This is a genomic window from Tenacibaculum aquaeponti (assembly GCF_057221555.1).
On record NZ_CM170147.1, the window covers coordinates 1577760 to 1593921 of the forward strand.

Sequence of the window (16162 nt, forward strand, 5' to 3'; positions counted from 1 at the left end):
ATGTTAGATCAAAAAGAAGTTTGGCTTAATACTCTAAAAACAAGTACACCTCAAGAAGGATTTGAATTAGCTATTAAACTTTCAAGAATGGGTGTAAAATCTACTCAACCTAATATAGAAATATTAAAAAGTTTAAGACCGAAATATGCAAATGATGCTTTAGGTTTAACAACTGCCTCGCAAGTTATTGCTCTAAATTTTCAAACTGTTTCTGCAGCAAATAATTATTGGAAATAAAACAATATTATACAAATAATTCTTTTTTTGATATTTACTCAGGAAAAATGAATATCTCAGTGAAAAAGTAGAAATACAAATAAAAAACTTAAATTAATATGAGCGGAGTTGAGAAATTTTAACTCATAAATTATAAAGCTTATAATTTCTCTCTCCCTTATTTACTTGTTAGTTACAAATCTTATATTTAATCGTTGTAATCATACAATGGAAATAAAACTTCAAGTAAATGACTATAAAATTAAACTTTCTCATTTTTTTAAACACGCTAGTTTTATTTATCTCTTGTTATGAACAAATAGATGAAAAACAAGAAAACACAAGCTAAATTAAAAAAGGTAATATAGCCTCTCAGTTTGGAAATAACATAATGGTTATTTATCAAGATAAGAAGAATATTTATTGGTTTGGTAGTTGAGACAAAGGGATTTATAAATATGATGAAAAAACATTACTTTATTCTCAATTTATAAGGATAGAAAAGGAGATCTTTGGTTAGGAACATACAAAAATGGAGCATTCAAATTCAATAATAAAACATTTGAAAAATTCACAATATAACCAATAAGAAAAGTTCAATAAAACAGATCAATATTTGAGATAAAAATTACAAACAACTTGAAATTAAAATATAATACATTCTTAGGAACAACAAATGAAAAATTCCATTTAGATTTTTGTTCTGTATCTATAGTTAATTATAACAAACCTGTTTCAGAAGAATGGCACTCTCATGAAAACATACACTTATCATTAATTCTACAGGGAGGGAATTTAGAATCTCGAAAACAAAATGAATCTCAAGTTTCTTCAGGAAAAATAATAGCTTATAATGAGGGGGAAATTCATAGAAATAGATTTACCGCATTCCCTTCAAAAAATCTTAATTTAGAATTTGAGAATAGTTTTTTTTCTAAAAATGATTTAAATTTTAATGATTTAAAATTATTAGACAACAAAAATGTTGAAGCCTATCTTGAATTAATAAAAATCTATAACGAGTTACATGTAAATGATGAGTATACTATAGATTCAATTAAACTATCCTTAAAATCTATATTTTCTAATAAAAAAACATCTCCCAAAAAACCCGATTGGATAAAATATCTGAAAGAAATAATTGAAGATCGTTGGAATGAATTTATTCCCTTAAATGAACTTGCTCTGATTTTAAATGTACATCCAGTAACAATTTCTAAATATTTTAAAAAATACTACAATGGTTCTTTAGGAGACTACATGAGAAAAATCAAGGTTAAAAAAGCACTGCATTATTTATTTCACACCAACATGTCTATTACAGAAATAGCTTTTAAATGTGGCTTTTCAGATCATAGTCATATGATTAGGATATTTAAATTATACACCGGATATAACCCTAAAAGTATTCGGAAATTTTAGTTTTTAAAAAAGAGGCTAATTTCATTCTATTTTAAAAAAAACAAGAGACTTATTTTGCAATTAAATTTTTCATCAATTAATTTAATATCAATATAAGTATGCGAAACATCTTCTTTAACTCAAAGGGTAAAATACGACCGATATGGCGTTTATTTATTTTTTTGCTTGTTGTTTTTTTAATGAATATTCCTTTACAAATAGGGCTTCAAAAAATTTTAAACCAAAGTCTTTTAAGAGGTTATTTATCAGCCTCAATATATTTAGTATGCATTTTATTCAGCTTATTTATACAAATAAAATTTCTTGATAAATCTTCATTTAAGAAATACGGTTTAAATATTAATAAAATATGGATACAAGAATTTTTAATAGGAATCGTGATTCCTTTAATCCAATTATCTATATTTTCTTTACTAATGTATAGTACTGGTAATTTAAAAATTATCGATTTTTTCACTACTAACTCATCTGAATATTCTTTTGATTTTTCTTTTTGGGAGGGAATATTTTCTGAAATATTTGGTTTAATTATTGGAAGTAGCGTAGAAGAAATATTTTTTAGAGCTTTTCTATTTTATATCTTTTATGAAGCATTACAAACGATTAAAAAAGATCCTTTTAAAAGAGCTTTTATAATACTCTTTGCTATTGCTCCTTTGTTTGGTCTTGCACATATTGAAAATGAAGGTGCAACTACAATCTCAACTATAAACCTTGGACTTGATGCAATAATAATGTGTTTACCATTCTTAATAACAGGAAGATTAGGTATGTCTATTGGCATGCATTTTTCATGGAATCTTCTACAAGGCGTTATTTTTGGCTTTGCTATTAGTGGTAATATTGCTAAAGCCTCAATAATTAGCGTAGAAATGCCTAACAATTTACTAACAGGAGGAATTTTTGGACCAGAAGGGAGCATCATATTTGTTCTATTAGATATAATAGCTCTTATTTTAATTTTATACTGGAAACGAATTAAAAATTATAATAGTTTCATAAATCCGTATATCATAAAACAAAATTCTAAATGAGATGATAGTCTTTCAATTCGAAAATTGAATTATAAATAACATAAAACCTAAGTAATAACTTTAATTACCTTTAAAAGAGCCTATTAACTTAATTTCAAAAAAAATCTTAATAATAAAGAAACTATAACTTTATATTTACAGAGCTAACTACAATTCATTTAGAAACGATTCTAATTTCAGGCATTACTATTAAATTTATATAATAAATCATATTAAAAAAGTAACATAGAAAAAACAAAATCTTAAAAATGAGAATTAAAAAAACAATAACATTATTTTTTTTATCATTAATATCACTTTGTATAACTTGTTGTAACCCCAAAGAAAAAAGTACTAAAGAATCATCGCCAGCAAATAAGACAGCCTCAATACAAGGAACTTGGAAATTAATTTCAGGAACAACAATAAAAGGTAAAGATACCATAGTAACAGATTATACTAAGGGACAAGAAATGATAAAAATCATAAATAAAACACATTTTACTTTTTTAAGGCATGATTTAAAAAAAGGAAAAGATAGTACTGCGATATTCGTTGCAGGTGGAGGGAAATATTCTATTAAAGGTAAAAAGTACATCGAAAATCTTCAATATTTTAATATAAGAGAATGGGAAGGAAATACTTTTGAATTTGAGTATACAATAAATGTTGACACATTGGTAACACAAGGAATTGAAAAAATTGAAGAGTTAGGTATAAACTATTATAATATTGAAAAGTACCAAAGAATTAAAAATTGAAATTAAATAAACTCTATATCTGTTTTTTAAATAAAAACATCTAATTAACTCAAAATTATTGTCTACAAAAGCAAAAATGAATCTAGTAACAAATTTTATAAAAAAAATAGATCAACAAAATTTATGGGACAATGAATTGGTATTAAACCGTAATGAATATTTAAAAGTTAAAGGTAGTATAGATACAAACCTATATTTTATTGTCAGTGGAAGTTTAAAAATATATGTAGTAGAAGAATTTGAGGAAAATATAATTAGGTTTGGTTATACAAATAATTTTATTGCCTCTTTAGATTCTTTTATTAATGAAAAACCTTCAGATTTATACATTCAAGCAATAAAAAAAACAGAACTGAAAGTAATTAAAAAAACTACATTCATGAGCTTTATTGAAAGCTCTACAGAAAACACAAAAACGTGGCACTTAATACTTCAAGATTTAATATTACAACTCATGGAACGAGAAAGAGACATTTTAACTTCTTCTCCAAAAGAAAGATACAAAAGAGTTTTAGCCAGAAGTCCACAATTATTTCAAGAAATCCCTAATAAACATATAGCTTCTTACCTAAGAATGACACCAGAAACATTATCTAGAATAAAAAAATCTTAATTTAAATCAATGTTTTCATAAATAGAAATAATGATTTTTGAGAAAAAAACAATGGTAATAAACTCTGAAAAATTAATCACAGATTTAATAGGAAAAACTAAAAAAAACATCAAAACTGCCGAAAAATTCAACAATCTTCATATCGAAAAATTAAACTGGAGATTCGATAAAAATAGTTGGAGTATTTTAGAATGTTTTGAACATTTAAATTTATATGGAGATTTTTATATCCCTGAAATTCAAAAAAAAATTGATAGCTCGACAACTAAACCTAAAGAGAATTTTAAATCTGGAATTTTAGGTAATTATTTTGCAAAAAGCTTGCAACCAAAAGAGGAACTTAATAAAATGAAAACTTTTAAAGATAAAAATCCTATTGGGAATGAATTAAATAATCATACTATAGAACGTTTCATTTTACAACAAGAACAAATATTAAAACTTCTAAATAAATCAAAAAAAATCGATTTAAATAAGATAAAAACAGCAATAAGTATATCAAATTTAATCAAATTAAAAATCGGAGATACATTTAGAGTTCTTATATACCATAATGAAAGACATTTAATACAAGCTAATAATATATTATTAAAAATTAATTGTTAAATAATATCTTTTCTCTAATATTGATAAAATTAAAAATCAATAGAATACTTATTTAATGAAAAAGGAAATAGAATACTATTTTGACATGTTCATGCTGCAATTCCCACATATGAGTTTAGAAGCAAGAAAATTCACTCGTTCAATTTTAAAAATAAAAAAATATGACAAAAAAGATTTTGTTTATAAAAATGGTGATGTACAAAAAGAAATAGGTTTTATATGCAATGGCCTTGCTAGAAAATATTATATAGATGATAAAGGAAATAAAATAACAACAGGATTTATAAACGAGAAAGAATACGCTATAGATTACCCTTCTTTTATTAGACAAATAAAAACAAAATATTACATAGAATGTTTAGAGCCATCTATTCTAGTAGTCTTATCTTATGAGAAACTTCAAGAAGCTTATTCTAAATATAAAGATAGCGAGATGTATGGAAGGCTTGTTGCAGAACAAGTTTTAATAAGAGAAATTGATAGAGTTGAAAGTTTCTTATTCGAAACAGCTGAAGAACGTTATTTAAATTTCATTAACAAAAATAAAGATATCATTAATAGGATTAGCCTAACTCATTTGGCTTCTTTTCTAGGTATAAAAAGACAATCATTAACTAGAATACGCAGCAAACTTTCAAAAAAATAATTATGACACTTATGTGTCAGGTTCAAATTAAAATTAATTTTCATTTTTGAAGTATCAAATATTAAATACAATTAAAGTGAAATCAAATATTATTCAAAAAGCCTTATTAGTCTTAATTTTATTGATATTGTCTATAGTTTCTAATGGACAATATGCTGTCTTTTTCGCCATATGGTTTTTTACAGCTCTATTACTCTTTGCTGTTAGAAAATTAAATAGATGGCAAGGTTTTTTACTCGCTTTTTTAGTTATAGGTTCAGGTTATTATATTGGATTTGATGTAGTTCCTTTTTTACCTGTTACAATATCACTTATTATTTCTATTATTTTTAGTGTTTTTGCTAGTTTACCTTATTTAATTGATTCCTTTTTTTCTAAAAAGAGAGATTCTTTTTTAAGTACATTAATATTTCCTACATCTGTAGTTATATTAGAATATTTGTATCATAAAATTAATCAATATGGAACTTGGGGACATTTCGCATATTCTCAACAATCACAACATATTCTACTACAATCTATTTCTATTTTAGGAATGGGATACATTACTTTTCTAATTATGTGGTTTGCATCAGTTAGCAATTGGATATATGAGCAAAGAAGCAAAAAAGAAAACGTAAAAAAAGGAATCCTAATATATAGTTTAGTTATTAGTATAACCTTTATATATGGCGGTTATCGTACAAATTTTCAATCAAGCAACAATAAAACTGTAAAAATAGCATCTATTTCTGCATTAGATAATCTCGCAGTTAGTTTTGATATAGGCGGATTTAAAAAACAAGAAACAAAACATGAAACTAGAACTGAAGCTAAAAAACAAACCACAAAATTAAATCAATATTTATTCGACAAAAGTATTGAAGAAGCTGAAGCTGGAGCCAAAATAGTTTTTTGGGCTGAAGGTAATGCTGTTATATTAAAAGAAGACGAACAAAATCTCTACAAAAAAGCAAGTTTAGTAGCTTCTGATAAGAAAATTTATTTAGGATTAGGTCTTGCAGTTATCAATCATACTAAAGCGAAATTTCTTGAAAATAAATTTGTTGTTTTTAACCCAAATGGAGAAAAGGTTATTGATTATTGGAAAGGCATTTCTGTTCCTGGAGCTGAAGCCCCTATTAGTGACAATAAATATACAGGAATACAAAAAATAGAAACAGAATATGGGATCATCGGTGGAGCAATTTGTTTTGACCTAGATTTTCCTAATTACTTAAAACAAGCTAAAGGTTCAGATATTTTCTTAGCTCCAAGTAACGATTATAGAGAAATAGATCCTATTCATACAGATATGGCAAAATTTAGAGCCATTGAACAAGGGTTTAACTTAATACGACAAACTAGTAATGGTTTATCAATAGGAACTGACTATACAGGAAAAGTAATTAGTCAAATGGATCATTTCACTGATAATAAAAAAATATTAATAACTCAACTACCAACAAAAGGAGTAAAAACTATTTACTCGAAAATAGGAGATTCATTTATTGCTTTATGTTTCTTAATATTAATTTCAGTTATTATCTTACTAAAAAGGCAACCTCTAAAAACTAACTAAAAAATTATAACAAGTAACTAATAAGATATTATTTGGACTTACCTCCTACTTTAGTATATTAAAATTTAATCGAAAATAAATCAGTAACTTTCTCAAAATACATCTATAAAAGTACTTATAGTAACTAAAAACAGAAAATGCTAAGATTTATATACACATGCTTAATCTTAATTTTTACAATTTCATGTAAAACAGAGAAGCACAAGGTAACAACTAAGAACAATGAAATCATTTCAGATATAAATACTGAAAAATATATATCTTTTATTTCAAAAATTGACACAGTTTTTAATTCTAATGCACCTAAAAGAATAACAAGAAATATCAAATTAGATCATGAAGGAAATCTTTTAATTGCTGCTTACGACGATATCATTAGATATAATGGTAAGTCTTTTACTCGATTGAAAAAGCCAAAAAAATTAGAAAGTTGGTATGCTTTTGATGTTTTAGAAGATCGTAAAAAAAACATTTGGATTGCAAGTGATCAATTAGGAGCATTTCGTATAGATTCTAAAACAGGAACTGTAACTAATTTTACAACGAAAAATGGTCTTGGGCATTTGAGGAACATGTGTATTTATGAAGATAAAGCAGGAAATATATGGATAGGCGGACAAGGAGGTTTAAGTAAATACGATGGGAGTCGCTTTGTAAATTTTACAACTGAAGATGGTTTACCTCATAATGATATCAATACTATTTTAGAAGATACTAAAGGAAATATTTGGTTTGGTACTAGAGGAAATGCAGGATTTTATGATGGCAATACTTTTTCCGAAATAATAAATAATGAAGGAAAACCTTTTTTTAATGTATGGTCTATAATTGAAGATAATTCTAAAAATATTTGGTTAGTAGATAGTAGTGGTTTATGGAAGTACAACAACAACTCTTTCAATTATGAATTATCTGATGTATGGAAAATTTATGAAGATATTAAAGGTCATTTTTGGTTTACTGGTATGCCTGAAAAAGGAGCTTCTAGCCTAAAAAAAACAGAGATCAATTCTATTACAGGTCAAAAATTAAAACTAATCGATATTTTCAAATCAGAAAAAATGCTTTTCGGTATAGTAGACGACAAAAAAGGGAATTTATATATAGGTGGAGGAAATGGAATTTGGTTATACGATGGAAAAACTATAAAATATTACACCGGAATAAAAATAAACAAATCTACTAGATAAAAAATAATGAAAAACGATTTCACATTTATAAAAACAAATAGAAAATTCATCAAAATAAAATTTGAAGAAATTGCTTACATAAAAGGGTTAGGCAACTATGTCGAAATCGTAACGATTAACAAACAAAAGTACATATATTATAAGTCATTAAAAGAACTTATAGAAAACCTACCTAATGAATTTTTAAGGATTCAAAATTCTTATATAGTAAATCTCGTTACAATTGATTCATATCAAGACAATCAAATTGTTATTGGAGAGTTCAAAATTTCAGTAGGAAAATCGTATCGTGAATGTTTAAAAGAAACTATAGAAAAACTTTTATTATAAACATAACAAAATACTACTTCTAAATAAAAAGTACATACAAAGAAATAGAAATATTGTTATTAAAAAGAAGAGTAACTTTTTTTGAACTATTGTTTAATAAAAAAATAAAAGTATGAAACCTGTTATTCAATTAATAATTTTAATTTCACTTCTTACAATGTCAAATAACACAATAAATGCGCAAACAAAGTATCCTTTACAGAAAGATGTTTCAACAATTTCTGGATTAATCAATGCTACTTACGAAGTAGTTTCTGGACTTAAAGGAGAAAAAAGGCAATGGGAAAGAGATATTTCATTACATCACCCAAAAGCTATTTACTCTTATAAAAACAATGATGGTTCACAATTAACCATTTCTGTTAGTGATTTTCATAAAGAAACTCAAGAATTGGTGATAAAATCTGATTTCATTGAATATGAAATAAATAGAGAAGTTAAAATATTTGGAAATATTGCTCATGTTTGGAGTACTTATGAAACAAAGTTTAAAGTTGATGGCCCTGTTGAAAGAAGAGGCATAAATAGTATACAATTAATTTATGAAAATGAAAGATGGTGGATCATCTCTTGGGTTTTTGATAAGGAAACAAACGAAAATAAAATTCCTAAATCTTATGATAAAAACTAAAAAAAGGAAATGCAAACTGTTGAAGAAATTTTAAAACTCAAAAAAGTAAAAAATACAGCTGTTCGTTCTATTGTATTAAAACATCTATTAAATCAGCAAAAAGCACAATCTTTAAAAGACATAGAAACTGCTTTAATACATACAGACAGAAGTTCTATCTTTCGAACTTTAAAAACTTTTCAAAAAAACGCTATAATACATAGTATTGAAGATGGTTCGGGCACAATAAAATACGCTGTTTGTGCTGAAGGATGCAACTGTGAACTTGAAGATTTACATTACCATTTTTATTGTTTAAACTGTGATAAAGCTTTTTGCCTTTTTGAAATTCCAATACCAAAAATAAATCTCCCTAAAAACTTTAAACAAACGCAAGCTAATATGGTTATAAAAGGTTTTTGCGACAAGTGTAGTTAATAAAAACTTTGCAATGGAGTTGCACGAAAAGCAAGATACATTTGTAATATATTTTAAAACTATATTATGAAATTTTACACTTCCATTCCTAAAAAATTAAAACCATATTTTAATAATGAAATAAAAAAATATAAAATCGAGTATTCTAATAATCATTTAGAAAAAGCTTGGTTTCATTTAGAAAGAGCTCATATAATAGGCCAAAAATTCCCTTTTCAACATACTTATGTTCATTGGAAAATGTTAGAATTCGGCTTTAAGATTAAAAGTTTAAAAGAGATTAAAGGACAAATTTTTCGTTTAATTTTTGGAGGTATCAAATCATTTGTTGGTAAAATCCCAATTGGTAACCCTGGAGGTTCAAATGTTTCAGCATTACAATCATTTCCAATTGATGAAGATTTGCATATTATTTTCACTAAAGCTGGAATTAAAATATAAAAGCTATTGAAATGTATAAAACAGTTTTTAAAATAGCTAAAATGGATTGTCCGTCAGAAGAAAATCTAATCCGATTAAAATTAAATCATATATCTGGTATTGTCAACTTAGAATTTGATTTAAAAGACAGAAAACTAACTGTTTTCCATAATGAAAAAACTGACCTCATTGAAAAGTCTATTATTGAACTTAAACTTGGCGGGAAAAAAATTTCTACTGAACAAACAAATCAGATAACGTTTAAAAAAAAATCAAGTCAACGAAAGCTACTCTTTACAATTCTTGGGATAAATTTTATTTTTTTTCTAATTGAAATGACATCAGGAATAATCTCTAAATCAATAGGATTAATAGCAGATAGTTTAGATATGCTTGCCGATAGTTTTGTTTACGGAATCAGCTTACTTGCTATTGGTAAAAGTATACTAAGAAAAAGATTCATTGCCAAAGTTGCTGGATATTTTCAAATCATTCTTGCCTTTATTGGACTCGTAGAGGTTTTAAGAAGGTTTTCAGAAGCAACAAATTACCCTAATTATACCACAATGATAATTATTTCTTGTTTCTCTTTAATTGCAAATGGAATTTGTCTCTACCTCTTGCAAAAATCTAAAAGTAAAGAAGAAATACATATTAAAGCAAGTCTTATTTTCACCTCAAATGACGTAATAATAAACTTAGGAGTTATTTCTGCTGGCTTTTTAGTTTACTGGCTTAACTCTAATAAACCTGATTTAATTATTGGAATTATAATTTTTACTTTAGTAATAAGAGGAGCTATTAGAATATTAAAACTTTAAATAACATCTATGCTTTAAAAAAAAGATAGTTTCTATTTTTTTGTATTAGCAGAAAAACTTATTAATAAATTTATATTGAAAAACACCATTGAAAACATCTGAACGTATCATGAAACTATTAAACAAAGTTATTTATACTCTTATTATAGTTACATTTATTTCATGCAAAAAAGAAGCTAAGTTAAATTCTGATACAGATTTTATTAGTAAGTTAACTACTTTAGAAAAATTTAAAAATCATGAAAAGAGAATAGATTCTTTAAAAAAAACAGGAATGAAAATAGATATCAGTTTTAGTATTGTACAAAAATCCTTTTTCCCTGAAGATACATTAAAGAATATTTCTATAGCATTAGTAAATGAAAATTTTGGATTTGCTTCTAATCCTCTATTTATTGTTAAATATGATAATGATATAAAAGAAATTATATCAGTTAAAGATAATTAACAAAAATGAAATCCATTTTGAGCTTATAACATAACGAAAAATGACGACAATTACATTACCTGATGAATTTCAATCTGAAAACTCACAATCTATTCAGATTTTTGATTATCAGAATTCTCAAGAAATATTAAAACAAGAAATTATTTTAAATCAAAATACTTTTAGTTTTTTATTAGATGGAATCAAGGAAGTGTTTTTTGATAATACTACTTTATCAATTAATAAATCAGAATTCTTAATTATGAAATCGGGGCATTGCTTAATGACAGAAAAACTTTCTGAAGTTAAAAATTATAGGAGTTTACTTTTATTTTTTTCAAATGAAATACTCTTGAATTTCATTCACAAAAATAACATTGATCCTAAAAGGTTTTCAAAACAAAAGTCTGTCTATTCTTTTAAATACGATGATTTTATTCGAAGTTTCGTAAAAAACCTAGAAGATATTTCAAAACTTTCTAATCCTGTAAAAAATAAATTACTTCAACTAAAACTAGAAGAAATCTTAGTATATCTAACTGAAATATATGGTACAGATTTTCTATTTTCTCTGACCATAAATAGCGATAATATCACTCAAAAATTCATGAAAACTGTAGAAAGTAACAAACTAAACAAATTAACATTAAAAGAGTTAGCTTTTTTATGTAACATGAGTATATCTACATTTAAAAGAGAATTTGAAAAACATTATTCAGAGTCACCTATTAAATGGTTTCAAAATAAAAGATTAGAACACGCTAATTACTTACTTCATAAAAAACGCAAAAATCCATCTGTAATTTTTAATGAAGTTGGTTATGAAACTTTATCAAGTTTTATACAAGCATATAAATCCAAGTATGGGGTCACTCCTAAACAACATCAAAATAATTGAACTTTTGTCAACACTTTTTGAACGTTTCTCTAAATTAAAAAAGAGATTATAAATTTAATTTTGTCTTTGTAATTTAAAAAACAATTAGATGAAAACAATAAATTTATTCGTAGTATTATTTTTTCTAATTTCAACAACAACCTATGCTCAAAAAACCTTTACCCTATCTAGTGATGATTTAGGTGGTGAGGCTACTAAAGCTCAAGAATTTAATGGATTCGGGTGTTCAGGAGAAAACCAATCACCACAATTATCATGGAAAAACGCTCCAGAAGGCACAAAAAGCTTTGCTATAACAATGTACGATCCTGACGCTCCAACTGGTAGCGGATTTTGGCATTGGGTAATGTTTGATATTCCTGCCGATGTAAATGAATTGGTAACAAACGCAGGAATAACTTCTCTTAAGTTAGCGCCTAAAAAAGCAATTCAAAGTATTACAGATTACGGAATTAAAGGCTTTGGTGGTCCTTGTCCACCGAAAGGACATGGGTTTCACCAATATATCATTACTATTTACGCATTAAAAACTGACACTTTAGGACTTAATGAGAACACAAACCCTGCTGTAGTTGGTTTTTATCTTTGGAATCAAACATTGGCAAAAGCTAGTATTATTGCATATTATAAGAGGTAAAATTTAACCAAGCAAAACATAAATTGCGATTTGAATATAAACTCGAATCGCTTTTATAGTTTAAAAATCGTGTTCTTAAATCAAAAAATAACTAAAAAACTTGAAAAGTCTCATATAAGAATAATAAGGAATTAAAAATCAGCTATTATTAGGTTTAGTATTTAGCCATAATTACAATTTTATGGTAGTATCTCATAAACTGTGTAAGTTTTAAAAATATCGGGGTTGAATTCAACCCCGATATTTTTTTTAAATAATTAATTTTAAAATTTTACGCAAAGATGAAACCAGAAGATTTATTAAACGATGACTTTTTAAAACAATTCAGTAACGGTTCAGAATTAACTAGTTTTCTAGAAGAGCTTCATAAACGTGGTATAGAAAAGATTCTAGAAGGAGAATTAGATGCTCATTTAGACTATGAAAAACATAAGAAAAGTAGCACTGGGAATGTTCGCAACGGATATTCTAAAAAGAAATTAAAAACCTCACTAGGCGAAACAGAGATACAAGTTCCTAGAGACAGAGAAGGCAGTTTTAACCCTATGCTTGTCAAGAAAAGAGAAAGTACCTCTGATGGAGTTGAGAATATCATCATATCCCTATATGCCAAGGGAATGAGTACTAGTGACATTGAAGATCAAATAAAAGAACTTTACGGTTTTAATATCTCTAGTTCTACTATATCTCGAATTACAGATAAAATCACCAATGATATAATAGCTTGGAAGAATAGACCATTAGAAGCTACTTATTTAATTGTTTGGATGGATGGTATTGTTTTTAAAGTTAGAGAAAACTCTAAGGTTATCAATAAAACCATCTATATGGCAGTAGGCTTAAGAACAGATGGTAAGAAAGAAGTGCTAGGCTTATGGTTGGGTAAAAATGAATCGTCTGCTTTTTGGATGACCGTATTAACCGACATTAAAGCTAGAGGAACTCAGGATATATTGATAACAGCTACCGATAATTTAAATGGCTTTACTGATACTATAAAAACAGTTTTCCCTAATTCTACTACTCAAATATGTGTAGTTCATCAAATTAGAAATTCTTGTAGATATGTCGTGTGGAGAGATAAAAAAGCTTTTACTCTTGACATGAAGCAAATCTACACAGCGCCCACTAAAGAAGCCGCTAAAGCAGCTTTAGAAGACTTTAAAATCAAATGGAACTCAAAGTACTCTTATGCCATAAAAAGCTGGGAAAATAACTGGGATGAACTTACGGTGTTCTTTGACTTCCCTGTTGAAATTAGAACTATAATTTATACCACAAACCTAATCGAAAATCTAAATGGGAAAATTAGAAAATACACCAAAAATAAACTCTCATACCCAACAGATGAAGCTGTAATTAAATCTGTGTTCTTGGCTTTAAGACAGAGTACAAAAAAATGGACAATGCCCGTTAGAAACTGGGGGATTATTCTTAACCAGTTTTTGGCTATATTTGAAGACAGGATTAAGATTTAAAACCTTAACCCTGATATTTTGAACTTACACACTTTTTGGGATAGTGTCAATTTTATCATGATCTTTTCATACTTTAAAATTTTAAATTTTGCGGACTTTATTAATATGTTACCCTTATTATTTTTATCCCTTTTTGTAAGGCTTTTATTCAGACATAACAGATTCAATTCTTAAATAATCTCTTAAACTTGGGTCAACAAATCTCTTTTCACCAGTTTCTTTGATTTCTATTTTATTAAAATCATGATTTTTAAAAAACTGGCTATCAAATAAGTCGTGCACGTTAAATCCGAAAACATCCAATTCTCCAACTAAATGAATACACTCGTACTTATCAGTCAATTTTTGCTTTATAATTACATAATTTCCAATTGAGTTAAATAAAGAAGAATATCCAATACAATTGGCTTTTCCAAATTCAGAAACCAAATTCGGATCACTTGAAACCTTTTTAAATGTAAATTTTAGTTTTTCACTCGTTATTCTATTACTCAATGCAATTATTTCTTCAATACTCAGTTTTTTTCCTTCTATTTGGTTATCAATTTCATTAATCAAATTTTGGTTCGTCAAAGTAATACTGTTTCGAACTTCAATTTTTGAATAATTAACAAAAGTTCGATATAGAAATCCACGAAACAAGACTAAGAGAATAATTAAAATTCCGAAATATTTGATAATTTTCTTAAATCGATTCATTTTTATAATGACTTACATTTTCTTTTTCACACTACAAGTAAATTGATTATAGTGAAAATATTATTATACAACCCAAGTTTTACTGAAACAGACCTACAACACTCATAAAAAACCACTTACAAGCAATAGAACACAAAATAAATTAAATTTCTATTTAGCTAAACACTTTGAATTTTCATAAGATTAATGAATTAATCATTACAGGTTGCGCAACTGATTTCTGTGTAGAATCTACGATTCAATCGGCACTTACAAAAGATTATCATATTACTGTAATTGAAGATGGACATACAACTGGAGAAAGACCTCAACTAACTGCTAAACAAGTAATAGATCATTACAATTGGGTTTGGAAAAATATGATTCCAACAAAAGGAAAAATTCAAATAAAGAAAACAGAGGCATTAACAACAATATTTCAAAGTATATAATTGAGAATTAAAACATCTTGTTATAACAATAATTCAATACATTTATACAAATAAGCTTCGAAACAAAACAACCAATAAAACTATGAGAATATTAATTTTAGCTTTAGTCTTAATATCCAATCTTGGATTTTCACAAAATAAACGCACGGACTTAAACTTTACTACTAAATATTTTGATGCTGTTGATAAATGGGTGGCATTTCCTAATAAAGATATCGATTCTTCTTTTGCTTATGGATTTATTTATTTGGACAACCAAGCTGGTTTCACTTTCAATTATGAAGATCGATTTAAAATTGAAAACGGAACTTTAAAAAAAGTAGGAAATAACTTACAAACTGGTGCTGTAAAATATCGCATCGATACAAATGCTAATCCGGTTTCAATTTTAACAAAAGAACAAATTGAAGATTTGAATTTACCTGATACACCAGAATGGTTATCGGTTTATAAACAAGGATCTGAAAACGTTGGTTATTTAAAAAACGAAGGATACCATTATAATCATGCTGGAGCTTGTGAACGCGCTTTATTACCTTTATTAAAAGCCTATAAAATAAAGCCTCATTTCGAAGGTCTTGAGTTTGAATTATCTTACGCTTACAATCATTTGAAACAGTACAAAAAAGCAATTCCTATTTTAGATAAAGCAATTAAAAACAATCCTAAAAACTTCTATTTTTATAGAGAATTAGGTTTTTCTTATGTCAATCTTGATCAAGTAAAAAAAGCTGAAGAAATATATTTAAAAGGAATTTCAGCATCAGATAACGATTTTGAAAAAAGTGAAATGGCTATAAATATGGCACAAGCTTTTTTTAAATTAAAAAATAGAACAAAGTTTGATGAATGGGCTAAGCTGACAAAAAAGTATGCTAAAAAAGACTCGAATTATATGCAATACATCGAGTATTTTGAAAAGAATTGGGATAAGAATTAAAATTA

Annotated in this window: 22 protein-coding genes; 21 read left to right on the forward strand and 1 reads right to left on the reverse strand. The window is 26.5% G+C overall.

Going from position 1 to position 16162, the window contains the following annotated elements; all coding sequences use genetic code 11:
* The 19 genes from AC2TEO_RS06905 (at position 1) to AC2TEO_RS06995 (ending at position 14087) form a co-directional block, all read left to right on the forward strand.
* The gene (locus AC2TEO_RS06905) at positions 1 to 237 is read left to right on the forward strand and encodes a hexameric tyrosine-coordinated heme protein (protein WP_442267398.1); all 237 of its coding nucleotides are present in this window, start codon (positions 1 to 3) and stop codon (positions 235 to 237) included.
* Positions 238 to 687: 450 nt separating this feature from the next.
* Positions 688 to 798 carry a two-component regulator propeller domain-containing protein gene (locus tag AC2TEO_RS06910; RefSeq protein WP_442267752.1) on the forward strand — a complete coding sequence of 37 codons (111 nt, stop codon included), beginning with the start codon at positions 688 to 690 and terminating at the stop codon, positions 796 to 798.
* Between the two features lie 57 nt (positions 799 to 855).
* Positions 856 to 1638, forward strand: coding sequence for a helix-turn-helix domain-containing protein (locus tag AC2TEO_RS06915; protein WP_442267399.1), 783 nt, complete (start codon positions 856 to 858; stop codon positions 1636 to 1638).
* Between the two features lie 377 nt (positions 1639 to 2015).
* Positions 2016 to 2672, forward strand: coding sequence for a CPBP family intramembrane glutamic endopeptidase (locus AC2TEO_RS06920; RefSeq protein ID WP_442267400.1), 657 nt, complete (start codon positions 2016 to 2018; stop codon positions 2670 to 2672).
* A gap of 248 nt (positions 2673 to 2920) precedes the next feature.
* Positions 2921 to 3412, forward strand: a complete 492-nt coding sequence (locus AC2TEO_RS06925) for a hypothetical protein (RefSeq protein WP_442267401.1) — start codon at positions 2921 to 2923, stop codon at positions 3410 to 3412.
* Positions 3413 to 3488: 76 nt separating this feature from the next.
* A complete protein-coding gene (locus tag AC2TEO_RS06930) occupies positions 3489 to 4025 on the forward strand; it encodes a Crp/Fnr family transcriptional regulator (RefSeq protein ID WP_442267402.1) in 537 nt (178 codons plus the stop codon).
* Between the two features lie 30 nt (positions 4026 to 4055).
* The gene (locus AC2TEO_RS06935) at positions 4056 to 4631 is read left to right on the forward strand and encodes a DinB family protein (RefSeq protein WP_442267403.1); all 576 of its coding nucleotides are present in this window, start codon (positions 4056 to 4058) and stop codon (positions 4629 to 4631) included.
* A gap of 55 nt (positions 4632 to 4686) precedes the next feature.
* Positions 4687 to 5277, forward strand: a complete 591-nt coding sequence (locus tag AC2TEO_RS06940) for a Crp/Fnr family transcriptional regulator (protein WP_442267404.1) — start codon at positions 4687 to 4689, stop codon at positions 5275 to 5277.
* Between the two features lie 76 nt (positions 5278 to 5353).
* Complete coding sequence (locus AC2TEO_RS06945; protein ID WP_442267405.1) at positions 5354 to 6838, forward strand: nitrilase-related carbon-nitrogen hydrolase; 1485 nt, start codon at positions 5354 to 5356, stop codon at positions 6836 to 6838.
* A 137-nt stretch (positions 6839 to 6975) separates the two neighbouring features.
* On the forward strand, positions 6976 to 8028 hold the full coding sequence (locus tag AC2TEO_RS06950; RefSeq protein WP_442267406.1) for a ligand-binding sensor domain-containing protein: 1053 nt from the start codon (positions 6976 to 6978) through the stop codon (positions 8026 to 8028).
* Positions 8029 to 8034: 6 nt separating this feature from the next.
* The gene (locus AC2TEO_RS06955; RefSeq protein ID WP_442267407.1) at positions 8035 to 8358 is read left to right on the forward strand and encodes a LytR/AlgR family response regulator transcription factor; all 324 of its coding nucleotides are present in this window, start codon (positions 8035 to 8037) and stop codon (positions 8356 to 8358) included.
* A gap of 112 nt (positions 8359 to 8470) precedes the next feature.
* Complete coding sequence (locus tag AC2TEO_RS06960; protein ID WP_442267408.1) at positions 8471 to 8989, forward strand: hypothetical protein; 519 nt, start codon at positions 8471 to 8473, stop codon at positions 8987 to 8989.
* Between the two features lie 9 nt (positions 8990 to 8998).
* Entirely contained in the window at positions 8999 to 9406 is a 408-nt protein-coding gene (locus AC2TEO_RS06965; RefSeq protein WP_442267409.1) for a Fur family transcriptional regulator, read from the forward strand.
* 66 nt (positions 9407 to 9472) lie between these two features.
* Positions 9473 to 9847 carry a DUF3703 domain-containing protein gene (locus AC2TEO_RS06970; RefSeq protein ID WP_442267410.1) on the forward strand — a complete coding sequence of 125 codons (375 nt, stop codon included), beginning with the start codon at positions 9473 to 9475 and terminating at the stop codon, positions 9845 to 9847.
* A gap of 11 nt (positions 9848 to 9858) precedes the next feature.
* Positions 9859 to 10647 carry a cation efflux transmembrane domain-containing protein gene (locus tag AC2TEO_RS06975; protein WP_442267411.1) on the forward strand — a complete coding sequence of 263 codons (789 nt, stop codon included), beginning with the start codon at positions 9859 to 9861 and terminating at the stop codon, positions 10645 to 10647.
* Positions 10648 to 10756: 109 nt separating this feature from the next.
* Entirely contained in the window at positions 10757 to 11095 is a 339-nt protein-coding gene (locus AC2TEO_RS06980) for a hypothetical protein (protein ID WP_442267412.1), read from the forward strand.
* A 40-nt stretch (positions 11096 to 11135) separates the two neighbouring features.
* The gene (locus AC2TEO_RS06985; protein WP_442267413.1) at positions 11136 to 11972 is read left to right on the forward strand and encodes a helix-turn-helix domain-containing protein; all 837 of its coding nucleotides are present in this window, start codon (positions 11136 to 11138) and stop codon (positions 11970 to 11972) included.
* Between the two features lie 88 nt (positions 11973 to 12060).
* The gene (locus AC2TEO_RS06990) at positions 12061 to 12609 is read left to right on the forward strand and encodes a YbhB/YbcL family Raf kinase inhibitor-like protein (protein WP_442267414.1); all 549 of its coding nucleotides are present in this window, start codon (positions 12061 to 12063) and stop codon (positions 12607 to 12609) included.
* Positions 12610 to 12890: 281 nt separating this feature from the next.
* Positions 12891 to 14087 carry an IS256 family transposase gene (locus AC2TEO_RS06995; RefSeq protein WP_442265948.1) on the forward strand — a complete coding sequence of 399 codons (1197 nt, stop codon included), beginning with the start codon at positions 12891 to 12893 and terminating at the stop codon, positions 14085 to 14087.
* 144 nt (positions 14088 to 14231) lie between these two features.
* Here the strand turns inward: AC2TEO_RS06995 and AC2TEO_RS07000 are convergent, their stop codons facing one another.
* A complete protein-coding gene (locus AC2TEO_RS07000; protein ID WP_442267415.1) occupies positions 14232 to 14660 on the reverse strand; it encodes a hypothetical protein in 429 nt (142 codons plus the stop codon).
* Positions 14661 to 14953: 293 nt separating this feature from the next.
* Between AC2TEO_RS07000 and AC2TEO_RS07005 the strand changes: the two genes are divergently transcribed.
* Together AC2TEO_RS07005 and AC2TEO_RS07010 are read left to right on the forward strand one after the other, a co-directional pair.
* Positions 14954 to 15217, forward strand: a complete 264-nt coding sequence (locus AC2TEO_RS07005) for a cysteine hydrolase family protein (protein WP_442267416.1) — start codon at positions 14954 to 14956, stop codon at positions 15215 to 15217.
* A gap of 82 nt (positions 15218 to 15299) precedes the next feature.
* On the forward strand, positions 15300 to 16157 hold the full coding sequence (locus AC2TEO_RS07010; RefSeq protein ID WP_442267417.1) for a tetratricopeptide repeat protein: 858 nt from the start codon (positions 15300 to 15302) through the stop codon (positions 16155 to 16157).
* Positions 16158 to 16162: the final 5 nt, after the last annotated feature.